The organism is Luteibacter sp. 9135 (assembly GCF_000745005.1).
GTDB lineage: Bacteria > Pseudomonadota > Gammaproteobacteria > Xanthomonadales > Rhodanobacteraceae > Luteibacter.
In genome coordinates, this window is record NZ_JQNB01000001.1 from 268,925 (window position 1) to 288,752 (window position 19,828).

The 19,828-nt window shown below is 66.3% G+C and carries 15 protein-coding genes; 8 read left to right on the forward strand and 7 right to left on the reverse strand.

Annotated features, from left to right (window positions below; translation table 11 throughout):
- Positions 1–3: 3 nt before the first annotated feature.
- Positions 4–1,260 carry a serine hydroxymethyltransferase gene (gene glyA / locus FA89_RS01240; RefSeq protein WP_036137376.1) on the reverse strand — a complete coding sequence of 419 codons (1,257 nt, stop codon included), beginning with the start codon at positions 1,258–1,260 and terminating at the stop codon, positions 4–6.
- Between the two features lie 83 nt (positions 1,261–1,343).
- Positions 1,344–2,495, reverse strand: a complete 1,152-nt coding sequence (locus tag FA89_RS01245) for a hypothetical protein (RefSeq protein ID WP_036137378.1) — start codon at positions 2,493–2,495, stop codon at positions 1,344–1,346.
- A gap of 285 nt (positions 2,496–2,780) precedes the next feature.
- Here FA89_RS01245 and FA89_RS01250 point away from each other — a divergent pair, with 285 nt between their 5' ends.
- The 4 genes from FA89_RS01250 (at position 2,781) to FA89_RS01265 (ending at position 7,137) form a co-directional block, all read left to right on the forward strand.
- Positions 2,781–3,788: a hypothetical protein gene (locus FA89_RS01250; RefSeq protein ID WP_036137380.1), complete on the forward strand. Its 1,008-nt coding sequence runs from the start codon at positions 2,781–2,783 to the stop codon at positions 3,786–3,788.
- 126 nt (positions 3,789–3,914) lie between these two features.
- Entirely contained in the window at positions 3,915–5,573 is a 1,659-nt protein-coding gene (gene ettA, locus FA89_RS01255) for an energy-dependent translational throttle protein EttA (protein ID WP_036137382.1), read from the forward strand.
- A gap of 245 nt (positions 5,574–5,818) precedes the next feature.
- Positions 5,819–6,634, forward strand: coding sequence for an orotidine-5'-phosphate decarboxylase (gene pyrF / locus FA89_RS01260; protein ID WP_036137384.1), 816 nt, complete (start codon positions 5,819–5,821; stop codon positions 6,632–6,634).
- A 119-nt stretch (positions 6,635–6,753) separates the two neighbouring features.
- A complete protein-coding gene (locus tag FA89_RS01265) occupies positions 6,754–7,137 on the forward strand; it encodes a hypothetical protein (RefSeq protein WP_036137387.1) in 384 nt (127 codons plus the stop codon).
- A gap of 22 nt (positions 7,138–7,159) precedes the next feature.
- Here FA89_RS01265 and def read toward each other — a convergent pair whose 3' ends face one another.
- Entirely contained in the window at positions 7,160–7,696 is a 537-nt protein-coding gene (def, locus tag FA89_RS01270) for a peptide deformylase (RefSeq protein ID WP_036137389.1), read from the reverse strand.
- A 197-nt stretch (positions 7,697–7,893) separates the two neighbouring features.
- Between def and FA89_RS01275 the strand changes: the two genes are divergently transcribed.
- Together FA89_RS01275 and FA89_RS01280 are read left to right on the forward strand one after the other, a co-directional pair.
- A complete protein-coding gene (locus FA89_RS01275; protein WP_036137391.1) occupies positions 7,894–9,969 on the forward strand; it encodes a carbon starvation CstA family protein in 2,076 nt (691 codons plus the stop codon).
- A 10-nt stretch (positions 9,970–9,979) separates the two neighbouring features.
- On the forward strand, positions 9,980–10,186 hold the full coding sequence (locus FA89_RS01280; protein ID WP_036137394.1) for a YbdD/YjiX family protein: 207 nt from the start codon (positions 9,980–9,982) through the stop codon (positions 10,184–10,186).
- A gap of 49 nt (positions 10,187–10,235) precedes the next feature.
- Here FA89_RS01280 and FA89_RS01285 read toward each other — a convergent pair whose 3' ends face one another.
- Positions 10,236–10,943, reverse strand: a complete 708-nt coding sequence (locus FA89_RS01285; RefSeq protein WP_036137397.1) for a FadR/GntR family transcriptional regulator — start codon at positions 10,941–10,943, stop codon at positions 10,236–10,238.
- 132 nt (positions 10,944–11,075) lie between these two features.
- On the opposite strand from FA89_RS01285, the gene FA89_RS01290 reads away from it, so the two are divergent.
- Together FA89_RS01290 and FA89_RS01300 are read left to right on the forward strand one after the other, a co-directional pair.
- Positions 11,076–12,209, forward strand: a complete 1,134-nt coding sequence (locus tag FA89_RS01290) for an aldose epimerase family protein (protein WP_036137399.1) — start codon at positions 11,076–11,078, stop codon at positions 12,207–12,209.
- Between the two features lie 507 nt (positions 12,210–12,716).
- Positions 12,717–13,855, forward strand: a protein-coding gene (locus tag FA89_RS01300; protein ID WP_185754187.1) for an IS3 family transposase whose coding sequence is annotated in 2 segments (ribosomal slippage) — positions 12,717–12,963 and positions 12,963–13,855 — 1,140 coding nt in all. Because the reading frame shifts where the segments join, the coding sequence is not laid out codon by codon here.
- Positions 13,856–14,161: 306 nt separating this feature from the next.
- On the opposite strand, the gene FA89_RS01305 is transcribed toward FA89_RS01300, so the two are convergent.
- The 3 genes from FA89_RS01305 to purL are packed head-to-tail and all read right to left on the reverse strand — an operon-like array spanning position 14,162 to position 19,795.
- Positions 14,162–15,064: a DMT family transporter gene (locus FA89_RS01305; protein WP_036137412.1), complete on the reverse strand. Its 903-nt coding sequence runs from the start codon at positions 15,062–15,064 to the stop codon at positions 14,162–14,164.
- Positions 15,061–15,915 (reverse strand): glycosyltransferase family 2 protein, encoded by an 855-nt coding sequence (locus FA89_RS01310; RefSeq protein ID WP_036137414.1) that lies wholly within the window; start codon positions 15,913–15,915, stop codon positions 15,061–15,063. Before FA89_RS01310 ends, FA89_RS01305 begins: the two co-directional genes overlap by 4 nt.
- A 16-nt stretch (positions 15,916–15,931) precedes the next feature.
- Positions 15,932–19,795 carry a phosphoribosylformylglycinamidine synthase gene (purL, locus tag FA89_RS01315; RefSeq protein WP_036137418.1) on the reverse strand — a complete coding sequence of 1,288 codons (3,864 nt, stop codon included), beginning with the start codon at positions 19,793–19,795 and terminating at the stop codon, positions 15,932–15,934.
- Positions 19,796–19,828 lie beyond the last annotated feature (33 nt).

Consider the following 19,828-nt stretch of genomic DNA (forward strand, 5'->3'; position numbering starts at 1 on the left):
CGATCAGCCGTATACCGGGAAACGGGCGCACTGGGCCGTAACCTTCTCGCGCACCGCCGCGATGACCGTCTCGTCTCCCGGTGCGTCCAGCACGTCGCAGATCCACTGGGTCAGCTCGATGGTGTCCGCTTCCTTGTAGCCACGGGTGGTGATCGCCGGCGTGCCCACGCGCAGGCCTGAGGTGACGAACGGCGAGCGGGGGTCGTTCGGCACGGCGTTCTTGTTGACGGTGATGTGCGCCTTGCCGAGGGCCGCTTCCGCGTCCTTGCCGGTAACCTCGCGACCGATCAGATCGACCAGCATCAGGTGGTTCTCGGTACCGCCGGAGACCACCTTGTAGCCGCGCTCCATCAATGTCTTCGCCATGGCCTTGGCGTTCTTCACCACCTGGCCCTGGTAGTCCTTGAATTCGGGCTCCAGCGCTTCCTTGAAGGCCACGGCCTTGGCCGCGATGACATGCATCAGCGGGCCGCCCTGGATCCCCGGGAAGACGATGGACTGCAGCTTCTTCTCGATATCCTCGCCCAGGCCCTTGGCCACGATGATGCCGCCGCGCGGACCGCGCAGGGTCTTGTGCGTGGTGGACGTGACCACGTGGGCGTGGTCGATCGGGCTGGGGTAGTGGCCCGTGGCGACGAGGCCCGCGATGTGCGCCATGTCGACGAACAGGTAGGCGCCGACCTTGTCGGCGATGGCGCGGAAGCGCGCCCAGTCCATCACCTGCGAATAGGCGGAGAATCCGGCCACCACCATCTTCGGCTTGTGCTCGATCGCCAGGCGCTCGATCTCGTCGTAGTCGACCAGACCGGTCTCGGCATCGATGCCGTACTGCACGGCGTTGTAGATCTTGCCGGAGAAGTTGACCTTGGCGCCGTGGGTGAGATGGCCGCCGTGGGCGAGGCTCATGCCCAGGATGGTGTCGCCCGGCTGCAACAGCGCGAAGTACACCGCCTGGTTGGCCTGCGAACCGGAATGCGGCTGCACGTTGGCGTAATCGGCGCCGAACAGCTTCTTCAGGCGCTGGATGGCCAGCTTCTCGGCAATGTCCACGTATTCGCAGCCGCCGTAGTAGCGCTTGCCGGGGTAACCCTCGGCGTACTTGTTGGTCAGCGACGAGCCCTGGGCCTCCATGACACGGGGGCTGGCGTAGTTCTCCGAGGCGATCAGCTCGACGTGATCTTCCTGGCGACGGGTCTCGTCGGCGATGGCCCTGGCGAGTTCGTCGTCATAGCCGGCGATCGTTGCATCCTTGGGGAACATCTCTACCTCGGGTCGCGGGTGGGGAATGAAGACCGAAAGTGTAGCGCCCGCCGGGGTTTGCGGCCACTGCCCCACCCGCGGGCTCAGCGCCGCTCCAGCCAGAGGTCCGTCCGCTCGGCGACCGGGCCGTGGCGCATGTAGGAGCGGATGGCCCGTTCGTTGTCGGGCGTATAGCGCAGGCAACTGAAAGTGGATGGCGCCAGTGGGTGCATGTTCGAGTCGCACCGGTACCAGTTCATGAGGCTCCATGGCCCGGTACGGAAGCGGCCGGACGCCGCCGACTCATGGGTCGCCCCAAGCGTATGGCCAAATTCGTGGGCCAGCACCGACACGCGGCCCTGGACGGTCGCGACGGCTTCGCTTTGCCCCTCCAGCGCCAGTCCGGACGCCTTGCTCACGGCGGGGCGGGCCGTCAGCAGCAGGAACTTGTGTTTGTACGACTTGCCGTAGGGCAAGTCGATATGCAGGCTCAGCTGTCGCAGGGCGATCGCGAAGCGGTCGAGGACATCCGGATGCTCATAGTCCATGTCCGTGATCCAGGGCACCCTGGTGTAATAGCGCACGTCGATCTTCGGCTCGCCGGGCAGCACGGTTACCAGGTCCGCCAGCCACCAGGCGGCGAATCGCGCATGCAGGTCCGCTATCGACTGCTCGCGAAGATCGTCGTGGACGAACACGTGGAACGTCGGCCGGTGGGCGAGCGGGTCCTCGACGTGGTGGGGCGTGATCGAAAGCTCGCCCGTGAACGGGATGACAGGCTCGTCGGCGTAGCCGTCCCCTGCCGGGTAGGTGTGGCGACGCGCCTCGTCATGCCCGACCCGGAAGGATACGACGGTTACCCCGCCCTCGGACGGGAGGGACACGTGCAGGCCGTCGCCGCCCCGGGTGAACACGGCGCGCTCCCCGTTCAGTTGCCCGGCGTACATGGCCCCGGCGACCTGCGGCGACAGGCGGAGGTCCACGGGCAGGCGCCGCTCGACGGAGATGCCCGCACCGGGGCCCACGGCACGCCGCGGTCGTGAAGGGCCACTCTGCTCCCCGGCGGACGGCGATGGTGTCATCGTCACGTCGGGAATCCAGATGCGGAAGGGAAGGCCAGCGTCCACGGCCTGATCGAACAGCTCGACGACGCTCGCGGCGCCGTTCGGCGGCACGGGGGCCGCCTGGACGACGGAGGGCAGGAAAAGGGCCAGGGCGGGCACGAGTGCCCTGCACAGGCGGAACATGGAAACCATCGAGACATCCTTGTTGGCCGGAAGGGCCGGGGACGATACCTGCGTTGCCACCGCTTCCCCGCCCGGATGACGCACCACGCGGCGCCGACTGACGGCGTTGCGGGACCTTCCAGATCAACCGGATCCGGTGCCCTGGCCGGCAGGCCCAAGGGGCCAGCGATGACGTACATACGATCAAGTCAAATACCTACATCCCGCTAGGCAAGCTCCTAGGGTGATCGCCCTGGCTTGTGCGTAGGCTAATTCTGCGGTCGCATCCTGCCGCGTAGGGAAAGGAATACCCCCATGAAAACACTCATGTTCACGATCGCCATCGCTTCCGGACTGGCCGCATGGACGCCCCCCGCCCCCGCCCAGCCCGACCGGATCGCCGAGGCATTCGACCAACAGATAGCCGGGGGCCTGCCCAGCGACGTCCTGTTGTCCCGCCCGGGCGCGACGCCGCAGCGGGTCAGCGTGCTGGAGCGGCTCAACACCGCTCTCGACTTCCCCGACGGAACGCAGGGCACCCTGTATCTGGCCGAGGTCGACGGCCGCCCGGCCAGCGTCATCCGGGTTGGCGACCGCGTCGACGTCGTCATGGACGACGACACCCCGGCGCCGGCACCGCGTATGGCCCGGTTTTCCTCCGGCTCAGGCGCGTGGCCATGGCTGGAAGGAAGCGACCTTTTGCTCCTTCCCGGCAACGAGCAGCCTGAGGAGTTGACCGAGCTGTACGGCGGCAGCGACGCGCCGTCGGAGAAGACGCTGCACGTCTGGATCTTCCTGCACGATCGGTCCGGCGAGCGCGACTACGCCAAGTTCCTCAACTGGTACGCCGCGTGGTGGATCAAGGACATGGAAGCCAACGTACGCCCCGGCATGCCGATCAGGGTGTCGCTGCGCGACCGCATTCCCGGCCTGACCGACATGGATTACCACGCGGGCCAAGCCGAAAGCCGCATTGCGGATATCGCCGTTGCAGGCGCCCGTTACGTCAGGGAACAGGGCGGCCACGTGGACAACCTTTCGCGATTCGTCCTTTTCGTGAACGAACCGCCCCGGAACCTGCCCTCCGGCGTGCTCGGCGGCGCCATCGAGCCGTATCGGGCCGCCATCGCCAGCAACCGCGCGCACCGGCACATCTTCGCGCACGAGGTGGGCCACCTGATCGGAGCCACGCACGAGGCCGCCGAGAACCGTTTCTTCTGCGTCACCAACATGGCCGACAACATCATCGGCAAGGCGGCGTGCCGGGTCTACACCAAGGCCAACGACCAGAACATCCGCGATTACCTGAGCGCCCGCCTGTAGGGCGCAGGGACCCCGGTCCCGGGAGGCCTGCTCTCCCGGGACAACGGCTATAATGGGGGTTTGTACCCACGCGTCGACGCCCCCTTCCCCGTCGGAAGGCAGGCGGCCGCGCCTTCCGGAGGCCGCATGCAATACATCTACACCATGAACGGGGTCAGCAAGATCGTCCCCCCGAAGCGCCATATCATCAAGGACATCTCCCTGTCCTTCTTCCCCGGCGCGAAGATCGGCCTCCTCGGCATCAACGGCTCGGGCAAGTCCACGGTGCTGCGGATCATGGCGGGCGTGGACAAGGATTTCCAGGGCGAAGCCCGGGCCAATCCCGGCACCAAGATCGGCTACCTCGCGCAGGAGCCCGACCTTGACCCGGCCAAGACAGTGCGCGAGGTCGTGGAAGAAGGCGTGTCCGAGGTCCTGGACGCGCAGAAGCGGCTGGAAGAGGTCTACGCCGCCTACGCCGAGGAAGGCGCGGACTTCGACAAGCTGGCCAAGGAGCAAGAGGCTCTGGAGGGCATCCTGGCCGCCAACGACGCGCACGCCCTGGAGCGCCAGCTCGAAGTGGCCGCCGATGCGCTGCGCCTGCCGCCGTGGGACGCTCTGGTCGGCCCCCTCTCAGGCGGTGAAAAGCGCCGCGTCGCGCTGTGCCGCCTGCTGCTGTCCAAGCCCGACATGCTGCTGCTCGACGAGCCCACCAACCATCTGGACGCCGAGTCGGTCGACTGGCTGGAAACCTTCCTGCACGACTACCCGGGCACGGTCGTCGCGGTCACCCATGACCGCTACTTCCTCGACAACGCCGCCGAATGGATCCTCGAACTCGATCGCGGCCGCGGCATTCCCTGGAAGGGCAATTACACGGAATGGCTGGAGCAGAAGGGCGAACGCCTGAAGCAGGAAGCCAACCAGGAGAAGTCCCGCCAGAAGGCCCTGCAGAAAGAACTCGACTGGATCCGCACCGCCGCGAAGGGCCGCCAGTCCAAGGGCAAGGCGCGCATCAACCGCTTCGAGGAGCTGAACTCGGTCGAGTACCAGCGCCGCAACGAAACCAACGAGATATTCATCCCGCCGGGCGAGCGCCTGGGCCAGGAAGTCATCGAATTCAAGAACGTCACCAAGTCCTTCGGCGACCGCATGCTCATCGAAGACCTGTCGTTCAAGATCCCGCCCGGTGCGATCGTCGGCATTATCGGCCCCAACGGTGCCGGTAAGTCCACGCTCATGAAGATGATCATGAACCTGGAGAAGCCGGACTCCGGTGAGGTCAAGCACGGCCACACGGTGAAGCTGGCCTACGTCGACCAGTCCCGTGACGCGCTCGATCCGAAGAACAACGTATGGCAGGAAGTTTCCGGCGGTTCGGACATCCTTACCATCGGCAACTTCGAGATCCAGTCCCGCTCGTACATCGGCCGTTTCAACTTCAAGGGTACCGACCAGCAGAAGATCGTCGGCCAGCTGTCCGGCGGTGAGCGCGGTCGCCTGCACATGGCCAAGACCCTGCTGCAGGGCGGCAACGTGCTGCTGCTGGACGAACCCTCCAACGACCTGGACGTCGAAACGCTGCGCGCGCTGGAAGACGCCCTGCTCGAGTTCCCCGGCTGCGCGGTGGTCATCTCGCATGATCGTTGGTTCCTCGATCGCATCGCCACGCACATCATCGCGTTCGAAGGCGACTCCCACGTGGAGTTCTTCCCCGGCAACTACAACGAGTACGAAGCCGACAAGAAGCGCCGCTTCGGCGACGACGCCGGTCCCAAGCGCGTGAAGTACAAGAAGCTGGTCTGACACCGATACCCATACCACCCACACCAACACCAACACCGCCCGTAGGAGCGCACGCTGTGCGCGAAAAGCCAACAGAGCGATGATGCGGCACCCGCCATCGTGCGGGTCACGCGCTTCGATGTGCGAATGGCCACATGGCGAATCGCGCATATGGCGAATCGCCACAACGCCATCGCGCACATCGTGCGCTCCTACGGTGCTTTTGTGTAAAGACGTCCACACATCCCTATCGAGCGAAGCCACCCATGAACTTCATGACCGCCCTGAAGGACGCCTGGCGTCGCAACGACTCCCTGCTGTGCGTCGGCCTCGATCCCGAGCCCGGCCGCCTGCCTGCCGGCCTGTCCGGCAACGAAGGCATTTTCGAATTCTGCCGGGCCATCGTCGATGCGACGGCCGGCCTGGTCTGCGCCTATAAACCGCAGATCGCCCATTTCGCGGCACAGCGTGCCGAAAACGCGCTGGAGCGGGTCATCGCGCATATCCACGCGACGCAGCCCGGCATCCCCGTGATCCTCGATGCCAAGCGCGGCGACATCGGATCGACCGCCGCGCATTACGCTTGCGAGGCCTTCGACCGTTACGACGCCGACGCCGTCACCCTCAATCCCTACCTGGGCCAGGACTCCATCGCACCGTTCCTGGAGCGGGCCGACAAGGGCGTGATCCTGCTGTGCCGCACCTCCAATCCCGGCGGCAAGGATTTCCAGGCGCTGGACTGCGGCGGGCAGCCGCTGTACCTCCGCGTCGCCGAAACCGTCGCCCGCGAATGGAACACAAACGGCAATTGCGCCCTGGTGACCGGCGCCACCTGGCCGGAAGAACTCGGCAAGGTGCGCGCCGTGGTCGGCGACATGCCGCTGCTGGTACCAGGCATCGGTGCCCAGGGCGGCGATGTGGAAGCGGTGATGAGACATGGCGGCACGTCCACCGGCGATGGCCTGATGATTTCATCTTCGCGCGCCATCATCTACGCTGGCGCCGATGGGGACTTTGCCGACGTAGCACATCGCGCGGCCGACGAATTGAGAAAATTGATCAACTCGTTCCGTCATAGCTAGACAGATCAAAAAGCAGTCGCAAATTGCACGACTTGGCAACTGCAAAAGCCTTACGCTGGCGCTGTACGCTAACCAACAATACCCGGCTCACGGCGCCACCGCGTTCCACCGGAGTAGTCATGCCACCTATGAACCGAGGTTTTTCCCAACGCCTGCATGTTGCGCTGGACATGGCGGGTGTGAAGAAAGGCCGCGGCCGCATCACCCAGCTGGCCGATCTTTTCGACGTCAGTCGGGAGACGGCACGCAAGTGGCTGAGCGATCTGGGCCTGCCGGAACTGGAACGCCAGATCGATATGGCGACCCGTTTCGGGGTCAACTTCGAATGGCTGGCCACCGGCCGGGGCGCACCGAACGGCGCGACCGGCGTTCGTGAAAGCCCCGCCCTCTACCGTGCCGATTCGCGCGAGCAGTTGCGCCTCGTCGGACTGGTCAGCCGCCTGCCCAAGGAGCGGCGCAAGGCCTTGCTGGTAATCGTCGAGGCGCTGGCGGAAGCCGAATAGGCCTCCGCGGCCGCGAACTTTCTCAGTCGTCGCCGATGTCCATGCCGGGAAACAGGACATCCGTATAGCCGAACTTCGCGAAGTCCGTGATGCGAGAGGGATACAGACGCCCGATCAGGTGATCGCACTCGTGCTGCACCACACGCGCGTGGAACCCCTCGGCCGTGCGATCCACGGGCGCACCGTTGCGATCCACACCCTGGTAGCGGATCAGCGAGTAACGATTCACGGCACCACGCAGGCCGGGCACCGAAAGGCAGCCCTCCCAGCCTTCTTCCATGTCCTGCGACAGTGGAGTGATCAGCGGATTGAGCAGAATCGTCTGCGGCACCGGCGGGGCATCCGGATAGCGCTCGCTGGCGTCGAAACCGAAGATGACCAGTTGCAGGTCGACGCCGATCTGCGGCGCCGCCAGGCCCACGCCGCCAGCGTGATACATGGTGTCGAACATGTCCTGGATCAGGGCATCCAGCTCGGCCGTGCCCATCATCGCGTCGGGCACCGGGGCCGCAATGCGCAGCAGGCGTTCGTCGCCCATCTTCAGAATGTCGCGGATCATCGTCGTGCCCGGGGAGTGGGGATGCCTCCAGCATGGCGGCGGAAGGCCCCGGGCTCAAGCGTCTTTCGCGAGCCCGCGGCATGCGGATGCCCGCAAAACCATTCGACCAATGGCTAATGCCCGAAAGGCGCCACGGCGATTGACCCCCATCGCGCGCGGGACGACCCTTGTGCCATCCGCAAGGGGAGCACCGAACCATGCACAACGCCATTCCGAGACCCGGTCCCGCGGGGAAGATCCTGTGGGCCGCCATTGCGATCGTGGGGGCCTGGTGCCTCGGCGTCGTCGCCCTCCGCCGGGGCGAGCCGATCAATGCCATCTGGCTGGTGGCGGCCTCCCTCGCGGTGTTCCTGATCGGCTATCGCTTCTATAGCCGCCTGATCGCCGACAAGGTGCTGCGCATGGACCCGGGCCGCGCCACGCCGGCCGTGCTACGCAACGACGGGCTGGATTACGTGCCCACCGACAAGTGGGTGGTGTTCGGGCACCACTTCGCCGCCATCGCCGGTGCCGGCCCCCTGGTCGGCCCCGTGCTGGCCGCGCAGATGGGTTACCTGCCCGGCACGCTATGGATACTGATCGGCGTGGTGTTCGCCGGCGCGGTGCAGGATTTCATGATCCTGGGGCTTTCCCTGCGCAGGGACGGTCGCTCGCTGGGTCACATGCTGCGCGCCGAGCTGGGCGCGGTGCCCGGCGTCATCGCCATGGTGGGCATCCTCGTCCTGATGATGATCGTACTGGCGGTACTGGCACTGGTGGTGGTGAAGGCGCTGACGCACAGCCCGTGGGGCACGTTCACCGTGGCCGCGACCATCCCCATCGCGCTGCTGATGGGGCTGTACCTGCGCTACGTGCGCCCGGGCCGCATCCTCGAAGTGTCGATCATCGGCCTGGTGCTGTTGCTGGCGTCCATCTGGTACGGCAAGGCGGTGGCCGATTCGGCGACGTTGGCCCCACTGTTCGACTACGACGCCCGGGCGCTGGCCTGGTGGCTGATCGGTTATGGCTTTTTCGCTTCCGTGCTGCCGGTGTGGCTGCTGCTCGCCCCCCGGGATTACCTGTCCACCTTCCTCAAGATCGGCACGATCGCCCTGCTCGCCCTGGCCATCTTCCTTGCCGCACCCACGCTGCAGATGCCCGCGGTCACCCGCTTCATCGACGGCAGCGGGCCGGTCTTCCAGGGCAACCTTTTCCCGTTCCTGTTCATCACCATCGCGTGCGGCGCCGTCTCCGGATGGCATTCGATCATCGCCTCCGGCACCACGCCCAAGCTGCTCGCCAACGAGGGCGAGGCCCGCATGGTGGGCTACGGCGGCATGCTGATGGAGGCGTTCGTTGCGATCATGGCGCTGATCGCCGCCTCGTCGCTGCACCCGGGCGTGTACTTCGCCATGAACTCGCCGGCCGCCCTGGTCGGTGCCACCGCCGAGTCCGCCGCGCAGGCGATCAGCGCCTGGGGTTTCGTGGTCACGCCGGCGGAGCTGACGGAGACCGCCCGCAATATCGGCGAGAGCACCATCCTGGGCCGCGCCGGCGGCGCCCCCACGCTAGCCGTGGGCATGGCGCAACTGCTGCACGGGATCATGCCGGGCGAAGGCATGATGGCCCTGTGGTACCACTACGCCATCCTGTTCGAAGCGCTGTTCATCCTTACCACCGTCGACGCTGGCACCCGCGTGGGTCGTTTCATGATCCAGGAACTGGCCGGCATGGCCTGGGCGCCGCTGAAACAGACCGACTCCTGGCTGGGCAACGTGGTGGCCACGCTGATCTGCGTGGGGCTGTGGGGTTATTTCCTCTACCAGGGCGCGGTCGATCCGCTGGGCGGCATCAACACCCTGTGGCCCCTGTTCGGCATCGCCAACCAGATGCTCGCGGCGATCGCCCTGATGCTGGCCACCGTGGTGACCGTGAAGCTGAAACGCCAGCGCTATGTGCTGGTGCCGGCGGTGCCGGCCGCCTGGCTGGTGATCTGCACGCTCACCGCCGGCTGGCAGAAGCTGTTCGACGCGAAGATCAGCTTCACCGCCGCCGCGCAGAAATATGCGGATGCCGCCGCCGCGGGCACCCTGCTGCCGCCGGCGAAAACCGCGGACGCCATGCAGCGCATCGTCACCAACAACCGCGTGGACATGGCCCTCACCGCCATGTTCATGCTGCTGGTGCTGACCATGCTGTTCTTCTCCATGCGCGCCGTGCTGCGCGCCTGGCAGGTCGACAGGCCGACCGCCCAGGAAGAACCCCGGGTCGCCTTGTCCAGCGTCGCCCAATAAGGACATGGCCATGAACCAGACCGCCGCCGGCACGCCGCGCTCATGGTGGAAACGGGTGGTGCAGACCGCCCGCCTCTGCTGTGGCGTGCCCGATTACGATGTCTACGTGAAGCACCTGCGCGAGCACCATCCCGAGCGCGAGGTGCCCACGTACAAGCAGTTTTTCCGCGAACGGCAGGAAGCCCGTTATCGCGGCACGGGCGGTCGCTGCTGCTGAGGGACGACCGTGGGGCCGGGCCCCGATGTCCACCGGGTGCCCGGCCGGCTCAGTGCCGGCGGCTCTTGCGCATGTTGGTGCGCGATTCCGCGATCAGCGTGCGCATCGCTTTGGCCGCCTCGTTGGGGCGACGACGACGGATCGCCTCGTACACCGCCCGGTGCTGGCCGACCGCATAGGCAATGTCGGGTGCGGTGCGGGCCGACATCACGAAAAAGGTTGCCAGGGCCGTTTCGATCACCGCGAACAAGGCACTGAGCAGTTCGTTGTTGGTCGCTTCCAGCACGGCCTCGTGGAAACGCAGGTCGGCCGCGGCCCAGTCGTCCAGGTCGTCGGTTTCCTGCATGCCCCGCAGCGCGGCGGCGATCGCTTCCAGTTGCTCGGGCCGACGACGACGCGCCGCCGCCATCACCGCGGCCGGCTCGATGATCTCGCGCATCTCGACCAGCTTCTCGACGAAATCGTCGGTGGGCAGCGACGCGCAGCGCCAGCCCAGCACGTCGGCGTCCAGGTGGTTCCAGTAGCGCGGGTCGCGCACCCGCATGCCGGTCTTCTGCCGGGTCTCGATCAGGCCCTTGGAACCCAGCACCTTCAAGGCCTCGCGCAGGACGGTACGACTGACCGCCATCTGCTCGGCCAGCACCGCCTCGCCCGGCAGCGGATCGCCCGGACGCAGCACACCACCGACGATGGACTCGCCGATTTCCTCGATCACCCGCGCATGCAGGCTCTTCGCACCCGCTGCTCTTGCTGCCATGACCCCACCCCCTCAGGACGAGGGCCCATCCTAACGACGTAACGGCGTTACCGGATGACGCAGCGCAGCTTGTCATTTGTCCGACAAATATGGTCATGTCGGACACCACCAACTCAAGGGAGTCAAGCTGTGATGAAACCGCTATCCGCGCTGATCTCGGCGATCCTGCTTACGACGACATCCACGGCCGCGCTGGCCGGCCAGGCGTCCAAGGCATCCTTCGGCAGCACGCCGGATGGCAAGGACGTCACCCTGGTCACCCTCACCAACGGCCACGGTATTACCGCGAAGGTGCTTTCGCTGGGTGCCGCGCTGTACGCCCTGGACCTGCCCGACCGCAACGGCAAGCCCGGCGATGTGGTGCTCGGCTATCCCGACCTGAAAGGCACCTTCGCCAAGCCGCAGTATTTCGGTGACACCGTGGGCCGCTACGCCAACCGCATCGCCAAGGGCACGTTCACCCTCGACGGCAAGCAGTACACGGTGCCGGTCAACGACGGCCCCAACTCGCTGCACGGCGGCAAGGTGGGCTTCGACAAGGTGATCTGGACAGTGGACAAGGTGGAATCCGGGGCCACGCCCAGCGTTACGCTCAGTTACGTCAGCCCGGACGGCGACCAGGGCTATCCCGGCAAGCTCACCACCACCGCCAAGTACACCCTGGACGACAAGAACCAGCTGACCATCGAGTACACCGCCACCACCGACAAGCCGACCATCGTCAACATCACCAACCATACCTACTGGAACCTGGCCGGCGAAGGCCGCGGCAGCGTGATGGACCAGCAGCTGATGATCGCCGGCGACGCCTACCTGCCTACCGATGCCACGGCCATTCCCACGGGCGAGGTGCGCAACGTGGCCGGCACGGACTTCGATTTCCGCAAGGCCAAGCCGATCGGCCGCGACATACGCGATGCAAAGGAACAGCAACTGGTGCTGGGCAAGGGTTACGACCACAACTGGGTGATCTCGCGCAAGGAAGCGGCCCAGCCGCGCGAGGTGGCACGCGTCACCGACCCGAAGAGCGGACGCGTGCTTTCGCTGTGGTCGGCGCAGCCCGGGCTGCAGTTCTATTCCGGCAACTTTCTTGACGCCACCACGTCGGGTAAGTCGGGTGGCATCTATCGCCAGGGCGACGCCTTTGCGCTGGAACCGCAGATCTACCCGGACACCCCGAACCAGCCGGATTTCGGCTCGGCTCGGCTCGATCCAGGCCAGACTTACAAGAACACCATGACTTATAAATTCTCTACGGTGAAGTAAGTGAGGCTTTGGGGCCTCTTGGCCTCAGGGGCTTCGAGCAAGAGCCGGCGGGTGTCACCCTCGTGGCCACGCCTGCGGCTACCGGCCACGAGGGTGGCACCCGCCGGCTCTTTCCAGCACTGAGGTTGCGTGTGGGAGAGCGAAAGAGCTGGGTTTCGCTTCGTTGCTGGGAACGCTCGCTTGCGTGGTGTGCATGGCATCGGTCGCCTTAGGTACGTCGAGGGTTCGCGCACGTGCGTGCGCTCCTACCCCCAGCCGGCAGATCAGGCGTTGGATATGCCACAACCTGCCCTGCACCTGCGACCTACCTACCCCTGGCGTAGGAGCCCACGATGTGGGCGAAAAGCCAACAAAGCGGTGACGCCACACCCTGATCGCTAATCGATTCCCACCACTCGCCGCTCGCCCACCAATCCACCTCGGTGTCGGGAAGAGCCGGCGGGTAGCTGAGGTGGTCTAATCTTTCTGGACAGTCCGATAGGATTCACGGGCAGAAGGAGGTGAGCTATGGGACGTAAAGAGATATCGCAATCGCAGCGAGACGACGCCGTGCATCTGGTGGTGGCCGAGGGGCATACGGTACGACAGGTATGCCAGCTGATGGATGTAGGCCCGACAGCGTTGAGGCGCTGGCTGGCGATACATGAAGAGGCTAAGTCGACCGGGGTTCATGCCCCCACGGCGGCGGATGATCGGCGGCGTATCGTCGAGCTTGAGTCGCAGGTACTTCAGCTAAAGGAGGAGCGCGAACTTTTAAAAAAATCCATCGCCTTCTTCGTTCGGGAGAGCGATCGCCCACGGCGGTGATCGACGAGCTGAAGGAGGCCTACCCGGTATCGCGGCTGTGCGAGGCGATGGAATACCCCCGTAGCAGCTATTACGCCAAGCGGGCAGAAGAGGTACAGCCGGCGGTTGCCGATCCGGCGCTAGTAGCGAGGGTCAAGCAGATTCATCGCCAGAGCCGAGGCAGTTACGGCACCCGTCGCATGGCGGCTGAGTTGGGTCGCCAAGGCATGCCGACAGGGCGATATCGGGCGCGCACGTTGATGAGGCAGGCCGGTCTATGGGCCGAGCGGGTGCGTCGGCACGTGTACCGGACGGCGAGCAAGGCGGCTGTGCCGGCCCCCAACCGCCTCGAACGGCAATTCAACGTCGCCCGGCCCGATCAGGTTTGGGTCGGTGACATTACCTTTGTGCCTACCCGACAGGGTTGGCTCTATCTGGCCGTTGTCGTGGATCTTTATGCACGCCGGATCGTGGGCTGGGCCTTTTCAACCCGGCCGAATGCACAGCTGGCCGTTGCCGCCCTGGACATGGCAATCAGAGAGAGGAAACCGTCGGGGAATCTCATGTTCCACTCCGATCAAGGTGCGCAGTACAACAGTTTTGACTTTCTCGGACGCCTCAAGGCCCTGGGGATTACCCAAAGTATGAGCAGGCGCGGCAACTGTTGGGATAACGCGGTTGCCGAGCGCGTCTTCGCCACGTTGAAAACCGAATGGGTGACATCGACTTACAGCAACCGCGATGAAGCCCAAAGCGACATCACTGTTTTCTTGACGTCGTACTACAACTACCGGCGCCTACATGCGGCCAACGGGCAGGTGCCGCCAGCCATTTACGAGATGATGGCGGCCCGAAAATAACGCCCTATCGGGTGTCCAGAAATACTTGACCACGACAAGCCCCCTCGGGGCCGGTAGCCGCAGGCGAGGGCTTCGAACGGACAATGCCGCGTAGCGGGGCCGGCCAGGACGGCCGGCCGTTTCCGCTGAGACAGGATGTCGAATCGGAAACCCCCGTTCGAAGCCCGACCCGGCCCGCAGGGCAATTAATACACGGCCGCGGAGCGGCCTTTCCCTAGCGGGTCGCCGCAGGCGTGGCACCGAGGGGGGCTACCCGCCGGCTCTTGCCCCAGAGCCCAAGGCTAAACGCGATGCCGAAAGCGAGTCCTACCCCACCTCATGATGCAAAGCCTCAGCCGGCCGACGCCGACGAAAGCGTGGCGCCAGCTCGACCAAGTACATAGCCGCCAGTACCAGCCCGCCACCGACCACCATCCGCACCGTCAGCGCATCCACCCCCAGCACCACGGCAAACCCCGCCGCGAACACCGGTTCGGTGGTCATCACGATGGCCGCGCGCGTGGCGGGCATGTGCGACTGTGCCCAGGTCTGCACCAGCAGGGCGAACGCGCCCGCGATCAGCGCCATGTACAGCACCGCCACCCATGCCTTACCGTCGGGCGGCAACGCCGGACCGTGGTGGGGCGCGGTGGCGGTAAGGCAGACCGCGGCGATGCCGACCATCTGTACCGCGGACATGCCAAACGCGCTCCCGGGCTTCGACCAGTGGCCCAACCCTACGATATGCAGCGCATATAGCGCCGCCGACGCCAGCGTCAGTAGCACGCCCAGGTCGACGGTGAAGCCGTTCAACGCCAGCACGCCGAGCCCCACCGTCGCCAGCACGGCGGCGAACCAGGTGCTTACCGGCATGCGCTGGCGGAACAGCAGCAGGGCGAGGATGGGCGTGATGACGACATACATGCCGGTGACGAAACCGCTGACGCTGGGCGACGTGAGCGCCAGGCCTTCGGTCTGCAACCACTGAGCGAAGCCGTAGAGCACGCCCAACCCGAGGCCACGCCAGCGCTCGACACGGCCCAGCCGCCACACCGGCACGGCGAACACCGCAAGCATAACGACGGCGGCGATGGCGAAACGGACGGCCAGGAAATCGACCACCGCCATGCGGCCGACGACATCCTTGATGAGCACGAAAGTGGAGCCCCAGATCGCCGTGACGGCGAGCAGGCCCAGTGTGGCGACACCGCTGCCCTTTGCGGCGCTCACCGGCGCCGGCGTAACAGCTGGCCGGGAATCTTGACGAGGAAGTGCGCCCAGATGCCCAGCCACACGATCAGCCGCACGAGCGGGTTGCGTGCCGCCGCATCGTGGCGCCGGAACCATAGGTACATGCTGCGGTGCTTGTGCCGGCTGACGAAGACCGGCCGGTGGCGGCTGGACCCCCCCTTGCCGTGAAGCACCCGTACGTCGCCGGCCAGCAACACACGGTAACCGCCGTCACGCACGCGGCGGCACAGGTCCATGTCCTCGCAGTGGAGGAAGAAGGTTTCGTCGAAGCCGCCCACCCGCTCGAACACATTGCGCGGGATAAGCAGGAGGGCGCCGGAAACGATCTCGACTTCCTCGGCACCCTGTGGCATCGGTCCGTGGATATCGATGCCGCCGTCACCGCCACGCCCCAGCTTGGTACGCAGCGCGCGTGCCATCAGGGGATCGCGTCGCCGCGATGCGGGATCGGGGTGCCCTTCGCTGTCGCACACCACCGCGCCCACGATGCCCGTATGGACGTCCATATAGGCGATCATGCGCGCCAGTGTATCGGGCTGCACCAGGCAGTCGGGGTTCAACACCAGCAGGCGCTCGCCGCGCGCATGCAGCGCGCCGCGGTTCACCGCCGCGCCGAAGCCCAGGTTGGCCCGGTTGTAGACCACACGGACGCGCTCGTCGCGTGCGTAAGCGCGGTCCAGTGATTCGGGCACGCCGTCGGCCGAGCCGTTGTCGACCACGATGACCTCGACCGGCACCTCGCTGGCGAGTGCGTGCTCGACGCACTCGCGGGTGAACGGGCCACTGTCCGCGAGGACGACGATGACGCTGGTGAGGTCGGGCGTGGTCACCGTGGCGTGCGGCGGATCAGCCGACCCAGACGCGGGCGTTGCGGAACATCCGCATCCAGGGGGAATCCTCGCCCCACTGCTCCGGGTGCCAGCTCAGCTGCGCGCTGCGGAACACGCGTTCCGGATGCGGCATCATGATGGTGACGCGCCCGTCCGCCGCGGTGAACGCCGCCAGGCCGCCCGGCGAACCGTTCGGGTTGAGCGGGTAGCTTTCCGTCGGCCGGCCACGGTTATCGACGAAACGCGCCACGCCGTGGCTCTTCGATGGGCTGCACACGTTCGGGAAGTAGACCCGGCCTTCGCCATGCGCCACGGCCACGGGAATGCGCGAACCGGCCATGCCGCGGAAGAAGACGCTGGGCGAGTCGAGAATTTCCAGCGTGGCCACGCGCGCCTCGTATTGCTCGGACTGGTTGCGCAGGAACTGCGGCCAGTGGCGGGCGTCCGGGATGATGTCCTTCAACTGCGACATCATCTGGCAGCCGTTGCACACACCCAGGGCGAAGCGGGTGCCGTCCTCGAAGAAACGGGCGAACTGCTCGCGCAACGCGTCGTTGTAGAGGATCGACGTGGCCCAGCCGCGACCCGCACCCAGGACGTCGCCATAGGAGAACCCGCCGCAGGCCGCCAGGCCCACGAAGTCCTTGAGGTGATGACGGCCACTGGCGAGGTCGGTCATGTGCACGTCGACGGCGTCGAAGCCGGCGCGGTCGAACGCCGCCGCCATCTCCACCTGGCCGTTGACGCCCTGCTCGCGCAGGATGGCCACGCGGGGCCGCTTGCCGGACAGGATGAGCGGTGCGGCGATGTCTACCGAGGGGTCGAAGGTCAGCTTCGGCGAGATACCCGGATCGGCATCGTCGAGGCGCCAGTCGCTTTCCTGGTCGGCGCTGTGCGGGTTGTCGCGCAGGCGCTGCATGGCATAGCTGGTTTCGTTCCAGGCGCGGAACAGCTCGGTCCAGTTCCATTTGAACGGCGTTTCGCCGTTCAAATGCAGCTTGATGCCCAGTTTTTCCTTCGGGCGGCCGACCATGTGGGTCATGCCGGTGAGCCCATGCTTCACCACCAGGGCCTCGAAGGCCTCGCGATTGGCCGACGCCACCTGCACCACCGCGCCCAGTTCCTCGTTGAACAGCGCGCGCAGCATGGCGTCGGCCCACCCGTCCAGGCGCAGCTCCAGGCCGCAGCGACCGGCGAAGGCCATTTCCAGCAAGGTGACGATGGCGCCGCCGTCCGAGCGGTCGTGATAGGCCAGCAGCAGGCCGGAGCGATTGGCCTCCTGCACAAGCTCGAACATGGCGCGCAGGCGCTTCGGGTCGTCGAGGTCGGGCGGCACGCCGCCGCTGCGGTTGAACACCTGGGTGAGCGCGGATCCGCCGAGGCGATCGCGGCCGGCACCCAGGTCGATCAGCCAGAGTTCGGTATCGCCACGGTCGGTCTTCAGCTGCGGGGTGAGCGTGCGACGCACGTCGTCCACGCGGGCGAAGCCGGTGATGACCAGCGACACCGGCGACACGGTCTTCTGCGCCTTGCCGGTCTCGTCGGTCCACACCGTCTGCATGGACAGGGAGTCCTTGCCGACCGGCACCGAGATATCCAGCGACGGACACAGCTCCATGCCGACGGCCTTCACCGCGTCGAACAGGGCGGCGTCTTCGCCGGGGTGGTTCACCGCGGCCATCCAGTTGGCGGACAGGCGCACTTCGTCCAGCTTCAGCGAAGCCGCCGCCAGATTGGTGATCGCCTCGCCCACGGCCATGCGCGCGGCGTCGGCGCTGGACAGCAGCGCCACCGGCGCACGCTCGGCCATCGCCATGGCTTCGCCGGCGTATCCATCGAAGTCGGTCATGGTGACGGCGACATCGGCTACCGGCACCTGCCACGGGCCGACCATGGGATCGCGGGCATTGAGGCCGCCGACCGTGCGGTCGCCGATGGTGATGAGGAAGCTCTTGCTGCCGACGGCGGGCAGGCGAAGCACGCGCAGCAGCGCCTCGTTCATGCCGATGCCGGTGAGATCGGCGACCAGGTCGACGCGCGGCTTCACGCGCACGGCATCGCGATGCATGCGCGGCGGCTTGCCGAACAGGACATCCATGCCCAGGTCGATCACGGTGATGTCGCGCCGCGTATCGCGGACGATGAGGCGCGCTTCTTCCGTCGCGTCGCCGACCACCGCGTACGGGCAGCGCTCGCGCGCGCAGAAGGACTCGAAAAGCGGGAGGTCTTCCGCACCGATGGCCAGCACGTAGCGCTCCTGCGACTCGTTGCTCCACACCTGCATGGGCGAGAGGGTCGGGTCGTCGCAAGGCAGCTTCGACAAGTCGATGATGCCGCCGACGCCGGCGTCGTTGAGGATCTCGGGGATGGCGTTGGAGACACCGCCCGCGCCCACGTCGTGAATGCTGACGATGGGGTTGTGGTCGCCACGCGCCCAGCAGGCGTCGATCACCTGCTGGCAGCGGCGTTCCATCTCGGGGTTGTCGCGCTGCACGGAGGCGAAGTCCAGCTCCGCGCTGGACGTGCCCGACGACACCGACGACGCGGCACCGCCACCCAGGCCGATCAGCATCGCCGGACCGCCCAGCACGATGACCTTGTCACCGGGGCGCACCTTACGCTTCTGCACGTGGTCAGGACGGATGGCGGCCAGGCCACCGGCGATCATGATCGGCTTGTCGTAACCGCGGCGCACGCCCTTCTCGCCGGTTTCCTGCTCGAAGGTGCGGAAGTAACCACCCAGCGCGGGACGGCCGAACTCGTTGTTGAACGCGGCGGCGCCCAGAGGGCCATCGCGCATGATCTCGAAAGCCGAAGCCATGCGCGGCGGCAGGGGGCGTTCCTTTTCCCACGGCCGGGGCAGCCCGGGGATGCGCAGATGCGACACCGAGAACCCGGTAAGACCGGCCTTGGGCTTGCCGCCGCGACCGGTGGCGCCCTCGTCGCGGATTTCGCCGCCGGCACCGGTGGCCGCACCCGGCCAAGGCGCGATGGCCGTGGGATGGTTGTGCGTCTCGACCTTGATCGCATACGGCGCCGCTTCGGCCACCTTGCGGAACACGCCGTCTGCCGGGTCGACGAACAGACGCTGGCCGTCATAGCCGGCGATCACGGCGGCGTTGTCGTGGTAGGCCGACAGCGTGTGCTCGGGCGAGTGCTGGTGGGTGTTCTTGATCATGCCGAACAGCGAGATGTCCTGCGCCTGGCCGTCGAGCGTCCAGGTGGCGTTGAACACCTTGTGCCGGCAATGCTCGGAATTGGCCTGAGCGAACATCATCAGCTCGGCGTCGGTCGGGGCGCGACCCATCTCGGCATAGCGCTCGGCCAGGTAGGCGATTTCGTCATCCGCCAGGGCGAGGCCGAGTTCGCGGTTGGCGACCGACAGGGCAGCGCTGGCATCGTCGCCCAGTTCCACATGGCCCAGCGGACCCGGCTCGCCGACCAGGAACAGGCCGGTGGCGTCGTCCAGGTGGGCCAGTGGCGACTGCACCATGGGATCGCAGAAGGAGGCCATGACCGCGGCATGGGCCGGGTGGTCGACCTCGGGCATGCCGGTGATTCGCCAGGCGGTGCCGCGCTCCACGCGTCGCACATCGAAACCGGCGCCATGCAGGATGTCGGTGGCCTTGCTGGACCACGGCGAGATCGTGCCCAGGCGCGGCACGATCCAGAACGTGGCATCGTCGGGCGCATGGGCTTTCGCCTCCAGCACAGCCAGCAGGCGTGCCCGGGCCTCGCCTTCCGGCGGGGTGGCGACGTCGACGAAATAGGTGAACCAGGCGGCCTGCACCCGCGTCCCGTGATGCAGGGCATCCAGGTGGGCGTTCAGTCGTTCGAGGCGAAACGGTGAGAGGGCGCTCTGCCCGTCGAGTGCGATCATGCGGGGGAGAATAGGCGCTGAAGGAAAACGCCC

Excerpts from the sequence above, each read along its gene's own strand:
- def (WP_036137389.1), bottom strand. The coding sequence starts at position 7,696 with ATGATCCGCGACATTCTGAAGATGGGCGACGAACGCCTGCTGCGCATT.
- FA89_RS01290 (WP_036137399.1), top strand. The coding sequence starts at position 11,076 with ATGAAACCGCTATCCGCGCTGATCTCGGCGATCCTGCTTACGACGACA.
- FA89_RS01285 (WP_036137397.1), bottom strand. The coding sequence starts at position 10,943 with ATGGCAGCAAGAGCAGCGGGTGCGAAGAGCCTGCATGCGCGGGTGATC.
- FA89_RS01245 (WP_036137378.1), bottom strand. The coding sequence starts at position 2,495 with ATGGTTTCCATGTTCCGCCTGTGCAGGGCACTCGTGCCCGCCCTGGCC.
- FA89_RS01280 (WP_036137394.1), top strand. The coding sequence starts at position 9,980 with ATGAACCAGACCGCCGCCGGCACGCCGCGCTCATGGTGGAAACGGGTG.
- FA89_RS01250 (WP_036137380.1), top strand. The coding sequence starts at position 2,781 with ATGAAAACACTCATGTTCACGATCGCCATCGCTTCCGGACTGGCCGCA.
- purL (WP_036137418.1), bottom strand. The coding sequence starts at position 19,795 with ATGATCGCACTCGACGGGCAGAGCGCCCTCTCACCGTTTCGCCTCGAA.
- glyA (WP_036137376.1), bottom strand. The coding sequence starts at position 1,260 with ATGTTCCCCAAGGATGCAACGATCGCCGGCTATGACGACGAACTCGCC.
- FA89_RS01265 (WP_036137387.1), top strand. The coding sequence starts at position 6,754 with ATGCCACCTATGAACCGAGGTTTTTCCCAACGCCTGCATGTTGCGCTG.
- FA89_RS01275 (WP_036137391.1), top strand. The coding sequence starts at position 7,894 with ATGCACAACGCCATTCCGAGACCCGGTCCCGCGGGGAAGATCCTGTGG.
- pyrF (WP_036137384.1), top strand. The coding sequence starts at position 5,819 with ATGAACTTCATGACCGCCCTGAAGGACGCCTGGCGTCGCAACGACTCC.
- ettA (WP_036137382.1), top strand. The coding sequence starts at position 3,915 with ATGCAATACATCTACACCATGAACGGGGTCAGCAAGATCGTCCCCCCG.